This is a genomic window from Saccharicrinis sp. 156, from assembly GCF_050589685.1.
In the GTDB taxonomy this organism is placed as follows: Bacteria; Bacteroidota; Bacteroidia; order Bacteroidales; family Marinilabiliaceae; genus Saccharicrinis.
The window spans coordinates 38836-64239 of the sequence record NZ_JBNGOS010000003.1 but is presented as its reverse complement, the minus strand read 5'-3'; the positions used below and the strand labels follow the sequence as shown (position 1 = coordinate 64239).

Sequence of the window (25404 nt, the reverse complement as noted above, 5' to 3'; positions counted from 1 at the left end):
TAAGCAAATTTGGCACTTCGCCCAAACCTGAATTCCTGAAACTCAAATTTAATATAATAGTCCTTCAAGAAATCCATAGTATGCTTCTTTCTTATCAAAGTTTGCATCAAAAAGTAATGGCCAGTCCATATGCCCATAATGATTTATTAACCAAGTTTCATTATCCTTCATGCCCCAAATAGTTAAAGCATATTGGTTTGCAGTAGGTATATTGTTATATAGGGCTGCCACCTCTTTGTACTTTTCCTTAAGTTCTAAAGCACGAGAACTTGTTAGGCTTGTTAAGTCATTATTCGGGTTCGCTCGAATATCTAATTCTGAATAGTGAACTTTTAATCCACGTTCAACAATACGATTTGTAGCGCTTTCGATGTCATCTTTCTGCGGCCAGTCATATGAGATGTGCATTTGGAAACCAACCCCATCAATAGGTACATTATTCGCTATAAAATCATCTACCATATTAAATGTAGCATCTTGTTTGGTTTGGTCGCTACACATGCTATAATCATTATAGAATAATAGTACATCAGGGTCAGCTTCACGAGCCCATTGAAAACATTTCTTCAAGTAATCATCTCCACCCATTCGCTGGTAAAAAACAGAATTTCGGTACGAACCTGAACCATCTTCAAAAGCCTCATTCACCACATCCCACGATGTAACTTTTCCTTTATAACGAGTAACAACGGTTTTGATATAATCCTCCACTATCGTTTCAAACTCAGCATCTGTTCCACTGTAGTTCACAACCCAGTCTGGTGTAGCATTGTGCCAGATTAAAGCGTGGCCATGCAAATTAAAACTATTGTTAAAAGCATAATCAACAATAGCATCAGATTCTGTCCAGTCGTAAGCCCCTTCATTAGGATACATGATGTTCATTTTCATTTGATACTCTGCTGTTATGCTACTGAACTCTCTTTTCAGCACCACATCATGATCGCCCGTAAGCCTATTGGCTTGTACTACTGTTCCAATAAAAAAACCTGAAGTAGCTTCTTTTAAAGTAACATTGGTTGGAACTTCCGTGGTTGTTTTAATTACATTTGAGTTGTCTGATTCAACACTGCCGTTATATGCTCTCACCCGGTAATGATACTCTGTTGCCCCAGTTAAATCTGTAACCGTCTCTTCAATACCACTAATTTTTTTTGCTTGATACCCCTGTACAAAATCTGAGAAATCGGTATTTGTTGAAATGTCTAATATATAACCCTCTGCGTTGTTTACTCCTACCCACTTAGCTGTGAAACCTGTTTCTGTAATATCATCGGCATTTAAGGCTAGAGGTGATGAAAGGCTAGGGTTTTCGTCTCCTTCATCACTACCACATGATGACATTAAAAATGTTCCTACAATAAGTATTAAAATTTTTAATTGATGCATAATATTTGTTTAATGTTGAGAAGTGCTTCGATATTTTCGAAACACTTCTCTTAATTTTCAAGGATCTTAGAGGTTAACTTGCCACGTTTGGCAAGCAACCTAATATTCATTAATAATATCCGTGGAATCTTAAGTTATCTATCCTAACCGTAGTTGGCGCAACACCACTCCAGCTGTTGATAGCTACTTTTACTTTGCTGATACTCTGCAAGTCCATATCGTGAGTTTGATTACCTGGGTCGTACCCTCTACCAAAGTCATAAGTACTCATTTCAACAGTGATCCACTTACCTACTTCATCTGCTGAGAAAGTATAATCATGTGCCCAAGTTGTTCCTCCATCGTCTATTTGAATTTGCATAGATGAACCTGCTGCACTTACACAATAAACCTCAAAAACAAAGTAAACATCTGCTTGGCTAGTCTCCTGGATTCCAGGATTCGCACCTGATGATGTTTCTGCATTACCCCAACCGTTTGTTGTCGAGCCAGTCCAGGTAATTTCTGCATAGTTACCTTTAAAACCATCTGTATCACTAAACTTAATAGGGGTGTCAGATAAATCTCCATTACTCCACCACTCGTTAATAGCGAATAGACCACCTCCATCTAAATCGTTGTATAAGTACACGTTGTAACCTATATCTACATCTAAATATTCTGTTACACTACCAACAGAAGTCGTTACCACCACATCAGCAGGAACAGAACCTTCAGGAATATTAATGGCAATCTCTGTTGATGACATCTGGCTGTAGTCCGCAGGTTGTCCGGCAAAAGTTACACTCTCAAGGTTCTGAAACCATTCTCCCTGAATAATTGTAGATTCGCCTGCTTTTGGACGTGCCGGAGTAAAAGAGGTAATCTCAGGTTCTGGCTGAAGAATCTCGAAAGGTTGCAATACTTCAGTATCGTTTTTATTGATGAATAAGATTTGTTGCAATCCTATTTCACTTCCTAAATCCTCATCAAACGGAACATTAAACATTATTGCTACAGCAGAGTTTAAAACTGGGTTAAATACTACATTCACAGTATCTACTGTAGTAACAAAACCTATCGATTTCATTTTATCTAGCTCAACTCCTTCTGCAATAATTAAATCGCCAGGGAAACCTTGGGCGTAAGTTGAAATTTCATCATTGGTAGATCTTAATAATGAAAATTCAGGATTGTACGTTTCTTCATCCTCGCAAGAGGTACTAACAGACATTATTCCTACAAATAAAGCTGCCAATATGCTATATTTTAATAATTTCTTCATTTCAAAAGCTTTAAATGTTAGTTAAAATCGTAAGCAACAGGGTCTTCTTTCAGAAGTGGATTGATATCTGTTTCTACCTGAGGAAGCGGCAATAAGAAATCGCTTTCTTGCGGAACCACAAATCTACCACCACCTTCTGTTCCTTGCGATGGATCATCACGGTCAGCCAAAAATGCTCTATCCGTATTCGATAAAATATCGATTGCTTTTGTCCGGTTGATACGAGCTAAATCGAACCATCTGTCGCCACTTTCAATCACAAGCTCTATTCTTCTTTCCTGAAGGATATCATCTAAAGTTACTTCAGTTAAAGCATCCAAACCAGCACGCTCACGCACAGCATTAATATCTGCCAGCGCAGTAGCATCTGTTGTAGAAGAGGCTGTTCCTAAAATAGCTTCCGCACGAATTAGCAATACCTCAGCATACCTTAATATATGGGTATTGATATCTGTATTCATAAAGTTTACTGAAGGCCACTCCTCGGCTGAACCTACAATATATTTTCTGAAACCTGCATAGTTATTGGACAATGAATTCTCCACTAAATAACCACCTTCTTTGGTTACTAACTCAGGATAAAAGTTGCCTTCTTCCATAATACTCGGATGTCTTCTTAAATCACCCTCTTCATAGGCAGCAATAAAATCGTTACTCGGAATAAAAGTTGACCAGCCATCACCCGTTCCTGTTAATTTTCCAGCAGCTGCCAAATAAGCCTGGTGTGTATTGGTATAATACCAATGTTCTCCTTGCGGTGGAGAAACCCATTGCAACTCAAAAATTGATTCGTTATTGTTATCACTGCTTACACCATCTTGATGCTGGAAATTATCTGAATAGTCAGGCATCAAGGAATATTTTCCACTTTCAATTACTTTATCAGCGTAAACTTTAGCATTGGCATAATCTTCCAATGTTAAATACACTTCGGCTAACATGCCGTTTGCTGCTCCGGAGGTCGCTCTACCAGCATTTGTCTCCGACCAGGCTAAAGGTAATAACTCAGCTGCTTCTTTTAAATCACGCTCTATTAAAGTGTAAATATCCTCTACCCTGTTCTTATAAACTACGGCATCGGTTCCATATTGGTTAATATCTTCTAAAATAGGGACAGGACCAAAGGTGCGTACCAAAAAATAGTAGGCTACGGAACGCATAAATAAACCTTCTCCTCGCGACCATTCTTTCGCCTCATCAGTTACTGCAGGGCCTGTTTTGTTTTCTACGATATCTAATAAACTGTTAGCATAGGCCACAACTGAAAATAATGATTGGTAGCCCTCTGTTGAAAACTGATTTGCTGCAAAAACTGCAAACTTGTTAAACTGAGCAATATCTACATAATCGCCAGAAGCATTACCAGCATATACATCTAAGCATAAAATAAATTTCTCGTTGAAATAAAACCAAGGTCGATTATAAAGTGCCGCACCACCAGTCAATAACTGATCGTCGTTATTGTAATAATTATCAATTGTTATTTTATCCTCAGGGGCAATGTCCAGAAAATCTTCTGAACATGCTGTCATAAAGACCAATAACATTAATATTCCTAATATCTTATATTTGTACATATCTCTTTTCTTTTAGAATTCAACGATTAAAAATCAAGTTTTAAACCAAATAAATAAGTGCGTGGCACAGGGTATCTTCCATTATCGATACCTGCTAACAATGCATTGTTACTATGCCCACCAATATCCGGGTCGTATCCACTATAATTAGTAAAAGTATGTAAGTTTTGGATCGTTGCGTAAGCTCTTAAGTTCGATATGATTCCGGTCTTCTTAATCCACTTTTCAGGAAGTGTATAACCTAAAGTAATATTTTGAATACGTAAAAATGATCCATCCTCAACATAGCGATCAGATACCCTTGCATTTGAATTAGGATCACCCGAAACGTAACGTGGCATATCTGTATCTGTATTACTTGAGGTATACCTGTTGGCCACTTTTACAGATTGGTTACCATATGGCTCAGTCATTCCTTCCGTTACCTTACGTGTCCAGTTAATTATATCGTTTCCATAAGAACCATATAATGAAAAGGCTAAATCCAGATTTTTATATGATAAATTGTTTGAAAGACTAAAAGTAAAATCAGGGTGAGGGCTACCGATAATCGTTCTGTCGTTATCATCTATCACGCCATCATCATTTACGTCTTTGAATTTATAATCACCTAACCATACACCATTGTTTTCATCAATAGTTCCCTGAGATGGCGCATTATTTAATTCATCCATACTGGTAAATAAACCATCGGTTACGTAACCATAAAACTGACCAATTGGATTGCCTACAGAAGTTTGCGTAACTGTTTGGTTAAATTGAATAACCTGTGTAATCGTTGAATTTTCATCAGCCAATTTTGTTAACTCATTCCTGTACATAGAAAAAACAATACTTGAGTTCCACTTAACTGGACTGCTAGAATTTGTATTCACCGTATTGATAGACAAGTCAAAACCTTTGTTGCTCATCTCACCCAGGTTTACATATGGAGCTGAAAATGCTTCACGTCCATAATAGTAAGCCATTGGCAACTGATATAAGAAGTCTTTTGATTTTTTAATGTAAAAATCAGCGTCCATGTTAATACGGTTATTAAAGAAACCTAATTCCAATCCTAAGTTGGTAGAAGTAGTTGTTTCCCACTTAACATCCGGATTAGCAATATTACCAGGTATAAAAGCAGAACCATATGCTGAGTTAATGGTTGCCAGAGACTGACCGTAAGCATAAGCTCCAATATTTTGGTTACCTACCTCTCCGTATCCTGCACGAATCTTAACCCAATCCAATGTTCCTTTTAGCGATTCCATAAACGGCTCTTCACTCACTACCCAACCAGCTGAGAATGATGGAAAATAACCCCATTTATTGTTTGGGCCAAAGTTAGAGGAAGCATCCGCTCTAAAAGTACCCGTTAATAAATACTTATTGTTAAAACTATAATTAGCTCTGGCGAAAGCCGATTGCATTGCCCATTGGTTCTGCATACTGGTTGCGCCTGCTGTTTCTGAATCTCCAATAGATAAAGCTGTTAAATCGTTGGTTAAAAATCCACCTCGACTGGCTTGAATTTGTTCCCAATCTGAGTGTTGCCCCTCATGACCTGCCATTACTGTTACATTATGAACGCCAAACTTTTTTGAGTAAGTCAGGAAATTTTTCATAATCCAATAAAAACTGTTGGTATTATACTTAAAAGAAGTACCTGTTTCGTTCACTAAATCACCAATCTCGTATGATGGATTAAACGATGACATTTGGTTGAAGTTAAAGTCATAACCTAACTCACTCCTTAATTTGAAATCTTTTAAGAAACTTATTTCAGAATAAATGGTACCTAACACTTTGTTTCTTTCAAGATATGACGAGCGAATACTAGACCATGCTACCGGGTTTCCACCGCCGCCAGAACCAACTCCATCGGCTCCAATTGGTCCACCCCAGCTACCATCCGAGTTATAAACCGGAACCTCTGGTGATTGTCTTAAAGCACCCATAATAACCCCATCCTCAGAATCGTTATAAGCAATATTCTCTTTACCATTACTGGCTGTAATTGTGTTACCTATTTTCAGCCAATCATTAACCTGATGGTCCATATTTAATCGTAAAGCAAAGCGCTCATAATCTGTATTAATCAAGATACCATCCTGTTGGTAATAGTTGAACGAAGAATAAACTTTAGTCTTCTCCGAGCCTCCTGAAACAGATAGCTGATGATTGGTAATCGGTGCAATTCTAAATACTTCCTCTTGCCAATCTGTACCTTTTCCTAATAAACTAGGATCGAGGAATGAATCTTTCGGGTCTTGTCCATCCTGAACTCTTACTTCATTTAAATACTCAGCATATTGAGGTAAATCCATTACATCCAGATACTTTGTAATTTGCTGAACACCATAATACCCATCGTAAGAAATTTTTGACTTTCCTTTTTCTCCACTTTTTGTAGTAATTAATATTACACCATTAGAAGCTCTGGATCCATAAATAGCTGTTGCAGACGCATCTTTGAGTACTTCGATGGAAGTAATATCATTCGGGTTAATTGTTGAAAGGGCACTTACTTTGGTTTGTCCACTTTCTCCCCCCATAGTAGCAAAACTAAAACTATCGTTGTTTGAGTTACCATCAATCGGTACACCATCCACAACGTAAAGCGGCTCATTACTACCTGTAAGCGATGTTACACCACGAACACGTACAGAAATACCACCACCTGGCGCACCTGAGTTTTGAGAGATAGTTACACCTGAGACTTTTCCTTGAAGTGCCTGATCGATGGCTACAAATGGCTGGTCTTCCAACTCATCCGCTTTAATGGAGCTGACTGCTCCTGTTAAGTCGCGAGCCTTGGTAGTACCATAACCAACAACAACAACTTCTTCCAGATCCTGAAGATCTTCTGCAAGGGAAATATCGATGGTTTTACGCCCATTGATTTCCACCATTTGTTGTTGAAAGCCAATAAAACTAAACTGTAATTTTCCATTAGCCGGAGCTTCAATCGTGTATACTCCATCAAAGGTGGTTATGGTTCCTGTTGTAGTACCCTGAATGGATACATTAACACCCGGAATAGGTTCCCCGCTAGAGTCAAGCACCTCACCAGTTACTTGTATATCTTGCGCAAACAGACTTAACTGCATGCAAACGAAAAAGAGGATCAGACATCCTTTCTTCAACATTTCTTTAAATTTCATAAAATATAGATTTAAAAAATCAATAGCTCGTTTACAGATTTAATTGGTCTTTATATGAAAACGATCTATCGCCAATTGGGTTAATTAACAATACTTAATTCTCTTGTTTCTCTATGTTTTTCCTTTTTCTTTCATCATTTATTAGATTTAAATAATTATAACTTATCGTGTTTTTAAATCCCCCATATTAATTCAGGTGAAAGACTTCACCTTCTGACACTTCGACACTGATACTTTCTGTAATCACTCTTTTGTTTTGCTGAGCAACCTTATTTGGCTGTTGTCCCCCAACAGTAATGTTTACTAGTCCATTTTCCAGGATATATTGATTCTCCTGATTCAGCAGTGCAATATCCTGAGGTGTTAGCACAAATTTGACCTTCTTACTTTCATTAGGCTGTAGTGAGATTCTTTTAAAACCTTTTAAGCTTCGTATCGCTTTCTTCAATTGAGTTTCAGGATGAGCAACATACAACTGAACAACCTCCTCTCCTGAAATTTTTCCTGTATTCTTTACTTCAACAGAAACACTTAACGTTTCGCCAGCACAGATTTTGTTCGGCATATCAAGCTTACTGTATTCAAAATTTGTATAACTTAATCCATAACCAAACTCGTATAACGGTTTACCCGTAAAGTACCTATAGGTCTTACCTTCCATGCTGTAATCATCAAATGAAGGAAGTTGATCAACCGATTTGTAAAATGTTAAAGGTAAACGACCTGAAGGATTACAATCGCCAAAAATAATATCAGCGATAGCCGTACCCCCAGCCTGACCAGGATACCAAGCTTCAAGAATAGCTGGGATATTTTTGGCTTCCCAGTTAAAAGCAATGGCACTACCATTTAACAGCACCAAAATCGTTGGTTTACCTATTTTATGAATGGCTTTGATTAAATCTGTTTGAACAGTAGGTAATTTAATATCTTCTCTATCACCTTGTGTAAAACCTTCCACTTTCACCTTCATCTCTTCGCCTTCCAACATTGGGCTTAAACCCATACACATCACCACTAAATCAGCCTTTTCAGCAAGATCAATGGCTTCTTGTTTTAAGTTATTATTTGGCTCTTCCCAAAGTAGTTTTACAGTAGCATATTCCGTTTTATTTTGAACATACTCCACTTTAATAGCATATGACTTACCTGCTTCTAATGTGATAAAATCGTATTCTTTTAATGGATGATGCTCACTCTCATAACTAGCAATTTGTACACTATCTATCCATAATTTCATTTGAGGAAAGGCCTCTACACCAATGGCGTATTTTCCTGAAACTTCAGGAACAACAACACCTGTCCATCGCACACTAAAAGTATCCGTGTTTAAAGATTTGTCTGGCGCTAAATTCCACCATGTAAAATCAATCTGCTCATCTACACGATACACTTGAGCTTTACCCCGAAAATTCTTATTGTCATAATATTCACCCTTCAGACCTTTGGTCCTCATGGTTTTATCAACAAATAAAACACGAGATGGAATCACATCAAATAAAGGAAGACTATCTGCTAAATGACAACCTACAGCGTAATTTACATCCGCTTGCGGAAGTTTATTTTTGATACCTAAATATGGCGTTACCGGGTTAGATGGATATCCATGATAATTACCTAACAAAACATCTACATTATTAGCATTAGGTCCAATAACTGCTACCTTACTAACTTTCTTAGTGAATGGAAGGATATTATTTTTATTCTCCAATAGTACAATCGACTTTTGTGCTGATTCCAATGCCATATCCTGATGCTTCTTTGAATCGATCACATCGTGCGAGATGTTTGAATAAGGAACATCTTGATCATGATCAAACATTCCTAACTTCATTCTGGCCAGAAAAACACGCTTTACAGAAACATCAATTTCTTCTTCTGTAACAAAGCCATGTTTAACAGCCTCTACTAATGCAGGATATGAATTTCCACAATTCAAATCAGTCCCTGCCCTTAAAGCAATCGCCGCAGCCTCAGCTTTTGTATTCACTATTTCGTGTGCATCCTTTGCATAAAAATCAACTACCGCCCAGCAATCAGAAACAATATAACCATCAAATCCCCAGTCGTTACGTAACAATCCAGAAAGCGCTGAATTCCCACAACATGGTTGCCCGTTATAACTATTATACGCACACATCACAGAATATACATTCGCACTGTCAATAGCCATTTTAAACTGCGGACTATAAGTCTCCAGAAAATCATATTGACTAGGTGTAGCATTAAAGCTATGGCGGGATGATTCAGGACCACTATGCACTGCAAAATGCTTAGCGGTTGCAATCAATTTAAAATATTTTGGATCATTACCCTGAAGTCCTTTTATATAAGCCACGCCCAACTTCCCGGTTAGAAATGGATCTTCGCCATAGGTTTCCATACCTCTTCCCCAACGTGGATCGCGGAAAATATTAATATTCGGCGTCCAATAGGTTAAACCTTGATAAATACCTCTTTTTCCATCTTTAGTAAAAGCATGATACTTAGCACGGGCCTCGTCTGAAACTACGTCGGCAATGCTAAACATAGTACTATCGTCCCACATTGCTGCCATTCCAATGGCCTGAGGAAAAACGGTTGAAACACCAGCTCTGCCTACTCCATGCAAACATTCGTTCCACCAATTGTATTCAGGAATATTTAATCTTTCAATGGCTGGTGCATTATATACTAACTGAGACACCTTTTCTTCTAAAGTCATTTGTGATACTAAATCATCAACCCTTTCTTTAAAGCTTAATGATGTATCCGCATACTGTTTATTATTATCACAAGATGACAATACTGAAAAAACAGTAATTATAATTAATAGTCGGATGTAAAAATTTACTGGCATTGTGGATGTATTTTAAAATGAGTTTTCAAGTGTTAAAACTTGTTATACAAATCTATCCACAACCCTACACTTAGGCATTATAAGCCGTTACACATGCTTGTATATTCGTTACATGACTTTGTTATAGGTTACAAATCCTTTCGCAAAGGTTACATCTGCCCCTAAAACTGAATGTTTTATATTTTTAAAGATGCAAAACGTTTCATTTTTCCTATTTTAGATTTTTAACAGAATGCCTTTATCATGCTAAAACCAAGAAATCACTTTCTAATCTTTTTATTTATTCTAATTGCTCAGTTTTTGAGTGGTCAGAACAAATACTTTTTTGATTATAATGAAGGTCTTTCAAATAGCTTAATCAATAAAGTTTATCAGGATCATTTAGGGTTTATTTGGGTAGCCACCGAAAATGGCTTAAACCGGTTTGATGGTATAAAATTCTCAACATTTACAGAAGCCGAACACCATTTAAAAGCCAACTATGTAATTACGATAACAGAAGACTCTAAAGGTAAGATATGGTTAGGTCTGGTTAACGGTCTTCAGGTATACGATCATACTTCAGAAACTTTTATCGAAGTTAAAATATTTATCGAAAACCAACAGATTCATCCTTTTGTAACTTCCATTCTAGAAACTAAAAATGGTGACATATGGATAGCTACGTCAGGATTTGGACTAGTTCAAATACCAAAAGATTTAGGTCGCCCCAGATATTCAACCCGACTTAACAAACAGTTCTGTAGTCTTCATATACGGAAATTATTTGAAGATAAGGATGGATTATTGTGGATAGGCTCCGATAATGATGGTCTGAACGCTTATAATAGAACAACAGGAGAAGTTAAAACATATTCGAACTCAGAGCATAGCTACATTTCCGTTCCCGGCAACGATATTACCTCTATTTGTGAAGATGAGCAAGGCAACTTATTTATCGGTAGCTTAAAAGAAGGCTTGTGTAAATTAAATAAACAAACAGGGGCGGTAACCCGAATCTTTTCGCCCACTCATAACAAATATCAGATTCCTGTTAAGGATTTAATGTTCGATTCTAAAAAAAGATTGTGGGTTGGTACCGATGGTTTAGGATTATATCGTTATGATCCTGAAAAAGAAGAACTCCATGCATATTCTCCATCCAACTCCACCTTTGATTTTTCTAAAAGTAAAGTGCATTGTGTAATGGAAGATAATGGCGGTAACATCTGGGCCGGCATATTTCAGAAAGGACTATTCCTTTTTCCAGAAACAAAAACGCTATTTAATCATTACGGATACAAAGCTTTTGGCTCAAATAGTATCGGATCTAGCTGTGTAACTGCAATAGACGGCAATAACAATGAACTTTGGATAGGTACTGATGGAGATGGACTTTACAGGGTAAACAGAAGAAACCAACAGGTTTCTCATATTGATTTATTAGACAAAAGAGGAAACCCAATTAGTACAAATATCTTTAGCTTAAATAATTCGAACGATAAATATTTATGGATTGGCACCTATTCCAATGGCCTGTTGCGTTACAATAAAAGTAATGGTCAGGTTAATTCATTTAAAAATGATCCGGAAAACCCTTTAAGCTTACCCAGCGATAAGGTAGGATGTATTGAATCGGGAGATGATGGGGAATTTTGGATTGGTACCTTAGGCAAAGGTTTGGTGAACTTAAACACCTCCAGCAATCAGTTTACTTTAGGATTAGACATTAACGATTCGTTGAACAGTTTAATTCCGCAATGGATTAACGATATATACATTGATGAAAATAAGAACTTTTGGATTGGCACTTACGATGGGTTGGTATATGTGAATCCATCAATCAATAGTCTTTCTATTTTCACACAAGAAGGCAATTACCTTCCTAGCAATGTTGTCTATTGTGTTAAGCGTGATTATCAAGGCAATATATGGGTGGGCACCTACAAAGGTTTAGTAAAAATAGCTACCTCTGATATGTCGTTTACTACTTTTACCATTGATAATGGAATGGCTGGAAATGTTGTCTGTGCCATTGAAGAAGACGAATACTATCAACTATGGATCAGTACACATAATGGCTTAAGTCGTTTAGACCCTACCAACAACAACTTTGTAAATTATTATGCTTCCGATGGTTTACAATCCAATGAATTTTATAGAAACTCCGTTTTTAAATCGGACAATAGCAACTTGTATTTTGGGGGTATTAATGGCATCACTGAGATTAGGAAAGATTATAACAAACATATACCCCAAGCGCCCAAAGTGATGTTAACTGATTTTCAGCGCTTCAATAAAGCTGTTCGTATTGGCGAAAAATCGGGCCATCATATTATCCTAAAAAAATCTATTGTCGTAGCTGACACCATTAATCTGGCAGAAAAAGACAATGTATTTTCTATTGCATTTACTTCGTTAGAGTTAGCTAATCAATCCCGGATAAATTACGAATATATGATGGAAGGTTTTGATACGGACTGGAATACCAGCAATTCGTACAATAGAATAGCCACATATACAAATTTATCACATGGTTCTTATCAGTTTTTAGTGAGAGGAGTAGATAAAAAACTATATTCTGAACCCAGGAAGCTCACCATTATTATCCATCCACCCTGGTTTAAAACTAATGCAGCAAAGTTACTTTGGATACTATTGTCATTCGCTATTATTTTTATTGGATTTCAACTATATAAGCAAACGTTTAAACGAATAGAAGTAGAGAAACTGAATGAAAAGAAAATGCAATTCTTCATTAATATCTCCCACGAAATAAGAACACCATTAAGTTTAATTATTGATCCATTAGATAAACTCCTTGAAAATAAAGTGGACAATGAAACAAAAAGGTTATATGCTATAATGCAGCAAAATACTAATCGTATTTTTAGGTTAATCAATCAATTGATGGATGTTCGTAAAATTGAGAAAGGGCGTATGTTAGTTAAATACCAGGAAACTAATCTGCTTGATTTTATCAATGAAATTAGTCAATCATACAATTATCTGGCTTCTTCAAAAGATATTCAATTTAATATTGAATGCGTTAATCCAGCCATAAAAATATGGATGGATCCCTTAAATTTCGAGAAAGTTGTGGTTAACCTGCTATCTAATGCATTTAAGTTTACACCAGAAAAAGGCAGGATAAACATAGAGATTATTGAAGTTCCTGCTACTGCAAACACTCCTGCCTATGCTCAAGTTAGTGTTTCGGATACTGGTGTTGGTATTAAGAAAGTAGATTTAGAAAAGATATTTAATCGTTTTTATCAGATCAATACTCCCGAAACCAGACATATTACCGGTACTGGAATTGGACTTCATTTATCTCGTTCTTTAGTGGAGTTACATAAAGGAAAGTTGTTTGCGGAAGGTGGGGAAAATGGTGTAGGAAGTACTTTTTATGTTCAGATCCCCCTAGGTAATCAACATCTGCCGCAAGAAGATTTAGTAGTAGATGAAAATCTTCTTCCTGCGCCTTCGCATAAACATAGCTATAGAATAGTAACCGAACGAAGCTCATGGGGTAAAAAAGAGCTTAAGCCTAAAACATCCTATAAGATTATGGTGGTTGAGGATGAGGTTGAAATTAGAGAATATCTGACCGAGGAGCTTTCAGACAGGTATAAGGTTATTGCATGTGAAAACGGAAAACAGGCACACGCAATTGTTTTTGAGGAGAAACCGGATTTAATTATCAGTGATATAATGATGCCGGAAATGGACGGGATTACTTTTTGCAAAAAAATAAAAAGCCATGTTGAAACCAATCATATCCCTATTATTCTTCTTACAGCACTTTCAAAGGAAGAGGACAAAGCGGAAGGTATTGAAACAGGTGCCGATATGTATTTGGTAAAACCTTTTAATACAAATTTCCTCAAAAAATCAGTGGCCAATCTAATTGAAAACCGAAAAAAGATATTGGCTAAAGCTGAAAAGAAAGCTGAAAAATACCAGGTTGAACCTGTTGAAGTACAGTCGCACGATGAAATTTTGATGCAAAAGGTGATGACCATTATTCGGGATAATATTTCTAATAATGATTTGAATGTTGAAATGCTGGCAGATGGTGTTGGTATTAGTCGTGTGCATATGCACCGTAAACTAAAGGAAATCACCAATCAATCGGCTCGTGATTTAATTAAAAATGTGCGCATGAAGCAAGCTGCCTATATTTTGGTCAATAAAAAATTAAACGTAAGTGAGGTGGCTTATTCTCTCGGGTATTCAAGTCTTTCGCACTTTTCTACTTCGTTTAAGTCGTACTATGGAATTTCTCCCAAGGAGTATATGGGGCAACAGAATATTGATAAAGAATAATGTTAGCCATTTAACCCACAATATGCATTAGAAAATCTATTACACATTGAAATTGTTTCAAAACAAGACACTCCGCTGCTTCACTTCAACTCACCATAACGATGCTCCCGAAAGTAATCGGGACAAGTTATGCCCCGTTTCGGTAAAGCCTTGTTTTATTGGACTTTCAATGTTCACCACGAAGTTCTAATGCATAATCCGGGTTTAAAGTGAATAATAGTAATTACAAATGAGCCATATTAGATGTTGGTATATTTAGTTGCTTTTTTTAAAAGAAAAGTGGTAAAATTTAAGGTTCATTAAATAAATAAAATAAGTAAAGTGGATATTTTGTCAATCACAAGATTTCCTGAATGGTTTTTGCGGCTAGTTTTACACATTCTTTGCAGCTGAGTTCGTGTGCTATCCTAATATCTTTACAGCATATACTGCCGCCATTGGCGATAAAGGTATCCTTTAGCTTGTTTTGCAGGTTTTGGTCTTTAACCAGAATAAGTGCCGCATGAAGCGCCCCGCAGGTGCCCCCTTCAGCCTTCCCTCTTCCTTGTTTTTTGGCTTCTGCGATGGCACTTTCGTCCACACTAAATTCTTGCTGAAAAGTTTTAAGAATAGCCTGGGCGCAGTTAAATCCTTCTTTACCGTGGTAGAGACGTAATGCCTGTTCTACTTTCATTAATTTTGTAATTTATTTTTTACTATGCTTCCCTTTCCCAGGTTGTTGTTACTGTGTAAAGAGGAAACCCTGGTTCGACAAGAGATAACCTGCTGAGATAAGAGGAAAAACATCTGCGACAAGAGGTAACATTACTGCGACAAGAGGTAACTCCGGTGCGACAAGAGGTATCCTGCTGCAATAAGAGGAAACACTGCTGCAACAAGAGGTAACTCTGGTGCAAAAAGAGGAAACTACGGTGCGACAAAGGGTAACCTGCTGCGATAAGAGGAAACATTGCTGCGACAAGAGGTAGCTCCACTGCGACAAGAGGAAACACTGTTGCGACAAGAGGTAACTCCGGTGCGATAAAGGCCCACCGATCCGCGATAGCTGGCCTATTGCACTGTGATAACACCTCTGGCAATTCGATAACCCCTAAGATGGTGGTGATAACCATCAAATGTGAGGTGAGAAGAACCTTTTGAACGTGAGATAAGTCATTATTGATCCCGAATCTCCGCTCCCTTTTCCGTCTTCTACTTGGATCTTCTAATTTGTTTAAAACTGATACCCAATGTTTTCTCAAACCATCTGATTTGTTTAATCTCGGCAGAAGTGATTAATGCCAAAGAAATACCCCTGTTGCCTGCACGAGCGGTTCTGCCGCTACGGTGTGTGTAATACTCATCTTTATCGGGCAGTTGATAATGAACCACGAAGGCGAGGTCGGCAATGTCAATTCCTCGTGCGGCCAGATCTGTGGCTATCAATAAGCGCAGAGATTCGTTTTTAAACGCCCGCATCACTTTGTCGCGCTCCACTTGCTTCAGGTCGCCCTGAATAGCATCTGTGGCAATGTTCTTGGCTTTAAGTTGTTTGGCCAAAGTTTGGGCTGCTGCCTTTGTTTTGCAGAAAACAACGCCCCTGGCATGCGGATCCGAGTTTAGCATCTGAATCAGAACATGCAGTTTTTCACTTTCCTCGCAAACCAAAAACTGATGGTCGATATTCCTGTTTACCTGACGCTTTTTGTTAATCTCAATTTTTACAGCCTTATTAGAGAGGTGTCGTTTAACGATTTTTTTGATACCGTCGGGCATGGTGGCCGAAAAAAGCCATTTGTTTTCAACGGCAGGGAGCATGGATAGTATTTCGTCCAGCTCTTTTTTAAATCCCATGCTTAACATCTCGTCAGCCTCGTCCAAAATAACGGTATGCACTTTTCGAAGATCCACCGCTTTACGCTTTACCAAATCAATCAGGCGGCCCGGCGTGGCAACAACAATGTGTGTTGGGCGACGCAAGGCACTGATTTGCGGTTCAATTTGCGCACCTCCAAAAACAGCTTCCGTAAATATCTTGTCGGAATACTTGGTGAACTTGAACAGTTGTTTGGCAATCTGTTGTCCTAATTCCCTTGTCGGGCATAGGATTAAGCCTTGCACTTCTTTTTTCTTAGCATCCACCCGGTGCAATAAAGGCAGACCAAAGGCTGCTGTTTTTCCGGTGCCTGTTTGTGCTTGTGCAATCAAATCGGTATGGCTTTGCAATAGCAAGGGGATGACTTGTGCTTGTATGTTGGTAGGTGTAACGATGTTCATTTCGTTAATGGCTGTAACAAATTGTTTTTTTACACCTAGTTGTTCAAAGTTTTCCATGTATTTCCGTTCTATTTAAGTTCTAAAAGTACTACATTTTCAACATGGTGCGTGTGTGGGAACATATCAACCGGTTGAATTTTTAATACTTTATATTTTTCATCTAATATATTTAAGTCTCTTGCCTGTGTGGCTGAATTGCAGCTTACATAAACAATTCTGGGGGCATTGGTTTTAAGAAGGGTCCTAACCACATCCTCGTGCATGCCCGCCCTTGGGGGGTCCACGATAATGACATCGGGGGCACCGTTTTCCTCCATGAAAATGGGGTTCAGCACATCCTTCATGTCACCGGCATAAAAGGTGGTATTGTCTATTTTGTTGTTGTTTGAGTTGATGACGGCATCTTCAATGGCTTCGGGAACATATTCTACCCCAACTACTTTTTGCGCATTTGAAGCCACAAAGTTGGCGATGGTCCCGGTTCCGGTGTATAGGTCGTAAACCACTTCATTTCCTGTTAGTGAGGCAAAATCACGGGTGACTTTATAGAGTTCGTAGGCTTGTTCAGAGTTGGTCTGATAAAAGGATTTTGGCCCGATTCTGAATTTGAGGCCTTCCATCTCTTCTTCAATATATTCGCGCCCGTGAAAGCAAAGCACTTCCTGGTCGCCAATGGTATCATTGGCTTTTTCGTTAATCACGTAAAGCAAGGAGGTGATTTGCGGAAACTCCTCTTTCAGGTGATTTAAAAGTCCTTCTCTTTTTTCCACATCCTCGTGGTAGAACGCAACAATAACCATGACTTCCCCTGTTGAAGTTGTGCGTATGATCAATGTCCTTAAAAAGCCTTCGTGGTTGCGGATATCAAAAAATGTCAACCCATTCGCCAGTGCATATTTCTTTATGGCCAGACGGATACTGTTGGATGGTTCTTCCTGCAAATAGCACTTCTCAATGTCGATCACCTTGTCAAACATTCTGGGGATATGGAAGCCCAGACCATATCGCTCAACAGAGTCCTGGGGAATATCCATTTCATGTTCCTCCACCCACCTTTTGTTTGAAAAGGTATATTCCAGTTTGTTACGGTAATACCGATCTTTTTTAGAAGCAATTATGGGCATCACTTCCGGGAGGTCGATTTTACCGATTCTTTGCAGGTTATTTTCAATTTCACGTTGCTTGTATTTTAACTGTTCGGAGTAGGGTAGAGCTTGCCACTTGCAACCGCCGCACTTACCAAAGTGAGCACAGAAAGGTTCAACCCTGATATCGGATAGTTTATGATATTGCGTCACATACCCTTCGTAAAAACTTTTACGTTTTTTATTGACTTGAACGTCTACAATATCGCCGGGAACGGCATTTTGTACAAATAATACTTTTTCATCTATCCTGGCCAATGCTTTTCCTTCCGCAGCCACATCTATTATCTCAACTTGCTCAAACAGCGGCTTTCTTTTTCTTGATCTTCCCACGGTAACTAGCTTTATACGTGCGTTTAAATTACCAAGCCTGACCTACAAGGCAATGCTTAGTATGATATTACTATTGATTGTGATTTTTTGTTCCGGCCATACCGGTTCAATTTGGCTGCAAAGATAAAAAAAAGACCGTCATTCATTTGACGGTCTTTATATTTTATTCCCCAAAGGGATTATCGTTAAAATTGTTCAACTGCGTTGGAGTTGGGTCAGCACTATTTGCTGCCGAACTTGGAACCGGCGGTGGATCTTCACCCGTATATGTCATCATTACCAAAGAAATTTCATTGTCTATGGCATGAGCGGTGATAACGGGTTTGGAATATTTCTTTTTGTTGTTAGTGCTCATCGGTACAAAAGTAAATGAAAGATTTAAATTTCACTAATTAATAACTACTTTTTTTGAGGTTACATATTCATCCCCAATCACCTTGACAACAAATATACCGTTTGGCCTATCTAAAGTAATCTGATTTAAGGAATACTCGTCTAGTCTTCCGGCCTTGATCATTTTCCCGTCCATATCATATACGGAATACTCCGCGTTGTTTAACTTTTCAACGTCGATAAAAACGATCTTCTTATTAGAATAAATAGAAACTGGTTTTTTTAATAATTCCTTAACTATATCGGTGCTGATGCTACCCACTAATTTCAGACTGAACCTATCTGTTGCGGTAATGGCTTCAGAATGAAATGTATATGAATCTTCAGCATTTAAATCTATGGTTACGCCTTCCTGATGGTCCGTTAATAATACCTGCAAACCATTGTTGATATTTTGAACATCTTTTAGTCTGATAGAAAAATCACCGGTTTTTTGAGTTTTATAAGCTAATGGTATAATCATGTTGTCGGTAAGCTCAGGCAACGAATTAATAGCCAGTTTTTTCTCATCCACCAGGGTAAACATTTCTATAGCATCTGTATTAAATCCAAAGAATCTTTCCGTATCATATCTTTCAAACGATTCGGCAGCATTTGGATTAAAGGTAAATAGTTGTTCGCATTTAACGCCATTATGGACGCCTTCCAATCTAATATTAGGTATGGTATAGGAACTGGCTGACGATTTCAGGTATGATGTATGGTTGTGGTCGAGCAATGTTTCGTCCACGGATAAAGATCCAGCAACTGTTTGACCCGATTCCCAAACGGCTTTAACCCAGAATGCATGTCCGCTAGGAATAAGTGAGGCATCACCTTCCAGGTTAATTTGTGAGTCGTCGGAACCATTGTAGCTACCATATACACCATCCACATATATCCAAAATTTATCTTCAATATTTGAAGTGTCACTAGCGGTAAGTAAATCCCAATCCAACGCTGCAGTATACGGGTTGCCGGCAAGGGTAAAGCCTGAGTTCTTAGGTGTTCCGTTTACATCCAGCGAATAAGCGCCACTGTGTAACGCGCCGCTGTAAAGTAAATCATCCGAACTTTTCAGGATATATCCATCCATCGAACCAAAACTTGATCCACTATCATGGGCAACCCAGCTTCCTGTGGTGTTATCCCATGAATAAATAGATCCATCTGCTCCAACACTATTAGGGGTAGCTCCTTGTACCGGAGAACTTACAAATTCGTATTCGTTCGGATCGGTTATGTTTTGCTCGACGTTAATGTTCGAACTTGATACGGATAAGGTTCCATCAATGATAAGCGATCCGGTGCCTGTGGCATCACTCTTAAGTGTCAATTCCTCGCTTAGCGAAACGGTAACGCCAGACTCTATGGTTACACTCCCTAATGGTTCAATAATTAAATTAGGCAGACTTGCGTTAGAACTGATTCGCATTAAAGAAGAACCGGATTCAACTACCACACTGGCACCACTGGAATATCCCGCATCATAGTTATTGCTGTTTAAGAAATCATTATCGCCGGCATTTCCATTCCAGGTGTTAAACACAGCAGTTGTAAAATCTATGGAAGCGCTTGCGGTCTGCTCATTGCCGGAGACGTCTTCTACCTGGTTAACCGTAAGCGTGTAGGTTGTTTCGGAGGTTAAATATGGATCCGGATAAATAAGGATGCCGTCTTCGGATGTATTTAAAGTTGCCGTAAAAGTGGCGGCCGGACTGAAAGTGATTATGGTTTCAAGATCCGTATTGCTAATTTCCGTTCCATCCAGATTTCTTATTGCTTCATCAAAACTAATTTCCAAAGGAGAACCAATTGACCTATTGGTATCCTCATTTTGTGGATCCACAAATGTGGTTACCGGAGGCGTGATATCCTCGGTGGTGAAAGTTGTATTAGATGTGACTAATATATTGTCGCTTCCATCCTGCAAGTCGGATAAACCAATGTTATATAATTGCAATTCATTTAAATCGCTTGTTGGGTCAATGGTAATAATAAAATTGATCTCGTCAAATGTTATCGCAGCGGCAACTGCAGCGCCACCTGAACTGGTTTCATTTAAACTGACAATGGAAGATACATTGCTGTTGGTGATTAACTCAGCCGATGTATTGTAAATCGCTTCTGTAAACGTTATGGTTATCGTTTTATCTAAAGCAACATCAACAGACCCACCTGTTGGATCAAATGTAGCCACAGGCGAAGTAATATCGGCTGTGGTAAACGAAACCTCTGTTGGGCTGACTGTCTCAATATAATTTTCGCTATTGTCTCGGGTTACAAAATAAGCCATATAATCGGTTTCGGAGGTGTAGCTATTGGTAACTACCTGTAGCAATTCATCCGCAGTAATACCCCTGTTCCCGGAAGAACTAACCGATGTGTCGCTTGCATCGGTTCCATTTAATACCTGTGCAATAGATGGAGCCGCATCGGTAGCCGGAAGTATTACCCAGTAGGTTCTGCCATCCTCGTTAGTTTGAACCTCTATGGTTGCTGTAACACCTGTAATATTAGTCATCTCTGGTTTGGAAGCCGCATATACCGGTGCGCTAGTATCGAACTGTGTAAAAGCGAGCTGTGAAATGGAAGTGTAATTGCCAAAGGCATCTTCTACCATAATATACACCCAATAGTCAGTTTCTGAAGTTAAACCAGAAAGATCAAGGTTAGATATAAACTCGGTATTTGCGCTGACTGCCGCATTGGCTGTGATAAGTGCTGCGGCACCCAATTCGTCAAGGCCAGACATGATTTGGGATTCCGTTGGAGAAGTACTACTCGCTGTAACTACAAGATAATAATTACCGCTACCGTCCACTTGTCCGTATACATCCATGCTTGTTTTACTCTGGTTTTGGATGTTGGGGTAGGTATCTTCCCAGGAAGTTTCAAGAGATGTAAATGCTAACGACTGAACTGTTGAAAAATTAGTATTGGCATCTTCAACCACAACATGAACCCAATAGTCGGTTTGGGTATCCAAATTTGATATATCAAGGTTCGATGTAAATTCAGTATCTGCCGTAACAGCACCTGTTGAGGTTATCAAAGCTGCAGCGCCTGTATGATCCAATCCGGCTGCCACCTGTGCATCGGTTGGAGCTGTGCTGCTTGTGGTTATCACCACATAATACGTTCCGGCCTCATCCACCTGGCCAACCATATCTAAACCGGTTTTTGTCAGGTTTTGCAGGTTAGGGTATCCCCCGGCCCATTGCGCCGGAAGTGTTTCGGTGGTAAATGCCCATTCTGTAGTAACGGTGATACCATAAAAGTCGGCCCCTGTAGCAGAGGATTCAATAAAACCGTCGTCTATCAAAACGTAATACGAGGTGTTTTCTTCAAAATCTGTTAGGTGGGCAATAGACAGTGTGCCGTCTGTAATGGATAGCTGCACACTGGATATACCATATGAAATAAATTCCGAATCATCACTTGTGCGTAGGATATAAACCCTGCTTGTTGAACCCGTGACAAACTGTATGTCTTCGTCTAACGTTATCTCCAAGCTTTGATCAATCGCAACATCCGTAGCATTTTGTGCAGGTAAATACGATGATACTTCAGGAGCGGAAGCAGGTGTGGTAAATGTTAAAGCAGTAGAGGTTGTTGTTTCTATTTGATTGGAGTTGTCATCCATTGAAACAAAGTATGCAGTGTAACTGGTGTTTTCGCTTAATCCAGTAACGAACACGGAAGAAGGAGAATCGGCAAATAGCATACCTTCAAACGACCCTCCTCCTGCAAAAGTTGCTGCCACATCATTGGCATCTGTACCGTTCATTACCTGGGTTGCTGAAGGAGCTGTTTCTCCTGAAGTTAGGACCACATAATAAAACTCACCGTCTTCATCGGTTTCTACATCTAAAACAACCGTAGTTTCGTCAAGGATAAAATAGTCGGGATATCCACTGCTGTATGATGGAGCTTGCGTATCTTGTGTTGTAAAAGAGAAAGATTCAATGCTGGAATAGCTCGACCCGTCATCTACAACTGAATGCACATAGTAGAGTGTTTCGGAGGATAGTGAGGTAATATCAACATTTATTGAAAATTCGGTATCGGCAGTGGCTGCTCCCGATCCCGATGGCACAGTAGCATCATTATCATCGGTTCCTGCAATAATTTGCGCTTCCGTTGGCACCGTGGCACTTGAAGTTACCACCGTATATATAGTGGAAGCCTTGTCAACCGTTCCGGACACCGTTAAATCTGTTTTTGTTAAACCATTATTGTAGGCAACAGTTGTCCATTGCGGAGCGGCTGCAATAGTCGTGAAGTTCCATTCGGTACTGGAGCTGATGCCTTCGAACGATACACCCGAAGAGGCTGAAGTCACAAATCCCGCATCAATCTCAATGTAATAGTCTTTTTCATTGTTGAAGGTATGTGTAACCGTAAGCGTGTTGGTTCCAACTGAAACATTACCTGCATTATAGGCGTAAAGCGTTGTTCCGCCACTTACTTCTTGAATCGTAAAATATCCTGAAGTACCAATATTGATATCTTCATTAAAAGTTAATATAAGTGAGGTGTTGATGGCAACATCTGTAGCGTCATCAACAGGTGAATATAAACTAATTGTTGGCGGAGCTGCCTGCGAGGTAAAATCAACTTGTGTTGCGCTTACGGTCTCGATGTCATTGGTATTGTCATCTGTAGTAACAATATAAGCACTGTAATTGGTTCCATAAGTAAGGCCTGTAATGTTATCGGATACATCTGTGGAGGCTATCGTTGCAGCATTACCGGAAAACGTGGCAGAACCTCCACCTGAAATTTGTCCGTTTTTAACTTCTTCGATACTTGGAGCGGCATCAGTGCTGAGTACAACTACCCAGTAAAAAGTACCGGCCTCGTCAGTTTGTAAATTAATGGTTGCACCTGTACCTGCAATATTATCAATATTTGGAGCCGTATTATACGACGGAGCCTGAGTGTCTTGAGTGTCAAAAGAGAAGGATTCAATGGTTGAATAATTTGATCCGTCGTACACTACCGTGTAAGCATAGTATGTTGTTTCCGAGGAAAGTGATGAAATATCAACTGTTCCCGTGAATTCAGTATCGGCTAAAACAGCACCGTTGTCATTGGGTACGGAAGCGTCATTGTGGTCGGTGCCGGTAACAATTTGCGCTTCGCTTGGCGTTGTGGAACTGGAAGTAACCACCGTATAAAAAGTTCCTGCGTTATCAACCGTACCGGAAACGGTTAAGTCTGTCTTGGTTAAACCATTATTGTAAGCAACAGTAGTCCATTGTGGGGCTGCAGAGTTTGTTGTGAAAGCTACTGATGTTGGGGAGCTAGTTTCAATAGCTGTTCCGACAGTCCAATCTGTACTTGAAACAAAATATGCAACATAATCAGTTGAAGCAGTTAAGTTAGTAACACTAAGTGTATACAACGAATTTGCAACAGAGACTATATTTCCTCTGTTTAATGGTTGTATATCCCCATAAGTACCACTGGTTAAAGTTCCCCCATTTCCGTCATAAGACCAATCAAGAACATTTTGAATAGTTGGAACTGGATCTGAAGCAGGTAATATAATAAATGATGTTTCATATAGATCTGTATCAATTTCCGTATTTACGTCGCAAGTAGTTTCTCCTAGGTTAGTAACACTTGGATATCCAGAATTATAACTCTGTCCCCAAGCCGTAAGACCAATGGAAAGTATAAAAAATAATGAAAGAAGCTTTTTCATATTACTAATATTTTAAGACCACTATTATTAGATAATAAGTGGAGGTTGTTGGTTTAATAATCAGTTGAGATATATAGATAAATGTGTGTGCCAAAACTTAGCAAGCTTAAAAATACACTTAATTTTTATTTAACAAACAAATACTTTGTGAATTAGGTATTTGTTTTGAGTAAATAGTTTTATTTAAGGGTAAGTCTGGCCAGATAATCATAGTGTAAGCCATCGGCCACTTTTTCCATTTTAAAGCCGTTCTTATCGGCATAAAACTTCAATAGTTCGTCATCAATAAAAAGCCATTTAAACGATTTCCCTTTTATATCTTTATACTTCATTCTATACGTAATTTCACCGTAATAGGATTCGTTTAGGTTGATAAGAATGCTACCGTCGTCATCTTCAAATAAATACCGGATGTCGGAACTGTCGACAAGCAGACTCCCGTTTGGATTTAAAAGTGATTTAACTTTACCGAAGAACTTTTTAAAGTTGGCTGTTTCCTGAGCTATTCCAATACCGTTCATCAACATTAAGATGGTATCATATTTTTCGGTTTCGGGAAGTTCGTAGAAATCCTGTTCTAATATATTTTTAACGCCTCTTTGCCGCATCACATTACAGGCGGTGGGACTTATTTCATTGGCATAAGCCTCTTTGCTGCTTTGTTGAAGGTAAAGGGCATGGCTACCCGCACCGGCGCCTACATCCAGAATTTTGCCCTTGCTCAATGTAAGGGCTTTTTTTTCCAGGACGGGCATTTCATTAAATGTCCTAAACAGGTACTCAACGGGAAGTACATCGTCTTCGGCAATGTTGGATTGAACGGTTATTTCTGCATTCTTTGCGCCATTTATAAAATCGAGGCATGCAGTGCCCAATGGATCGTTAACTATATTCAAAGTGTTTATTTTTGCGATAATATTTTGTACGCGCAAAAATACTAAAATCAAATTGTTATTTTCTTGTAATATAATATTTTGTACTTTTGTAATTCAAAATCCGCTAATTGGGAAATAGACTTAATTTTTTAAAAGCAGTTCTTGCGGATCTGCTTTTATTATTTCT

Annotated in this window: 12 protein-coding genes; 1 reads left to right on the top strand and 11 read right to left on the bottom strand. The window is 38.7% G+C overall.

Annotated elements, in window-relative coordinates:
- Nucleotides 1–48: 48 nt before the first annotated feature.
- From ACRD64_RS02040 to ACRD64_RS02020, 5 genes are all read right to left on the bottom strand, one after another.
- Nucleotides 49–1389, bottom strand: a complete 1341-nt coding sequence (locus tag ACRD64_RS02040; RefSeq protein ID WP_430931487.1) for an endo-1,4-beta-xylanase — start codon at nt 1387–1389, stop codon at nt 49–51.
- Between the two features lie 109 nt (nt 1390–1498).
- Nucleotides 1499–2653, bottom strand: a complete 1155-nt coding sequence (locus ACRD64_RS02035) for a hypothetical protein (RefSeq protein ID WP_430931486.1) — start codon at nt 2651–2653, stop codon at nt 1499–1501.
- A gap of 17 nt (nt 2654–2670) precedes the next feature.
- On the bottom strand, nt 2671–4230 hold the full coding sequence (locus tag ACRD64_RS02030; RefSeq protein ID WP_430931485.1) for a RagB/SusD family nutrient uptake outer membrane protein: 1560 nt from the start codon (nt 4228–4230) through the stop codon (nt 2671–2673).
- A gap of 26 nt (nt 4231–4256) precedes the next feature.
- Entirely contained in the window at nt 4257–7376 is a 3120-nt protein-coding gene (locus ACRD64_RS02025; RefSeq protein ID WP_430931484.1) for a SusC/RagA family TonB-linked outer membrane protein, read from the bottom strand.
- Between the two features lie 187 nt (nt 7377–7563).
- Nucleotides 7564–10215 carry a glycoside hydrolase family 3 C-terminal domain-containing protein gene (locus tag ACRD64_RS02020; protein ID WP_430931483.1) on the bottom strand — a complete coding sequence of 884 codons (2652 nt, stop codon included), beginning with the start codon at nt 10213–10215 and terminating at the stop codon, nt 7564–7566.
- Between the two features lie 243 nt (nt 10216–10458).
- Between ACRD64_RS02020 and ACRD64_RS02015 the strand changes: the two genes are divergently transcribed.
- Nucleotides 10459–14523, top strand: a complete 4065-nt coding sequence (locus tag ACRD64_RS02015) for a two-component regulator propeller domain-containing protein (protein ID WP_430931482.1) — start codon at nt 10459–10461, stop codon at nt 14521–14523.
- A gap of 337 nt (nt 14524–14860) precedes the next feature.
- Here ACRD64_RS02015 and ACRD64_RS02010 read toward each other — a convergent pair whose 3' ends face one another.
- From ACRD64_RS02010 to ACRD64_RS01985, 6 genes are all read right to left on the bottom strand, one after another.
- Nucleotides 14861–15196 carry a C-GCAxxG-C-C family (seleno)protein gene (locus tag ACRD64_RS02010; protein ID WP_430931481.1) on the bottom strand — a complete coding sequence of 112 codons (336 nt, stop codon included), beginning with the start codon at nt 15194–15196 and terminating at the stop codon, nt 14861–14863.
- A 518-nt stretch (nt 15197–15714) separates the two neighbouring features.
- Nucleotides 15715–16836: a DEAD/DEAH box helicase gene (locus tag ACRD64_RS02005; protein WP_430931480.1), complete on the bottom strand. Its 1122-nt coding sequence runs from the start codon at nt 16834–16836 to the stop codon at nt 15715–15717.
- Between the two features lie 11 nt (nt 16837–16847).
- On the bottom strand, nt 16848–18257 hold the full coding sequence (gene rlmD / locus ACRD64_RS02000) for a 23S rRNA (uracil(1939)-C(5))-methyltransferase RlmD (protein WP_430931479.1): 1410 nt from the start codon (nt 18255–18257) through the stop codon (nt 16848–16850).
- 163 nt (nt 18258–18420) lie between these two features.
- Entirely contained in the window at nt 18421–18612 is a 192-nt protein-coding gene (locus ACRD64_RS01995) for a hypothetical protein (RefSeq protein WP_430931478.1), read from the bottom strand.
- Nucleotides 18613–18645: 33 nt separating this feature from the next.
- Nucleotides 18646–24342 (bottom strand): Ig-like domain-containing protein, encoded by a 5697-nt coding sequence (locus ACRD64_RS01990; RefSeq protein ID WP_430931477.1) that lies wholly within the window; start codon nt 24340–24342, stop codon nt 18646–18648.
- A gap of 179 nt (nt 24343–24521) precedes the next feature.
- Complete coding sequence (locus tag ACRD64_RS01985) at nt 24522–25238, bottom strand: class I SAM-dependent methyltransferase (RefSeq protein WP_430931476.1); 717 nt, start codon at nt 25236–25238, stop codon at nt 24522–24524.
- Between the last annotated feature and the right edge of the window lie 166 nt (nt 25239–25404).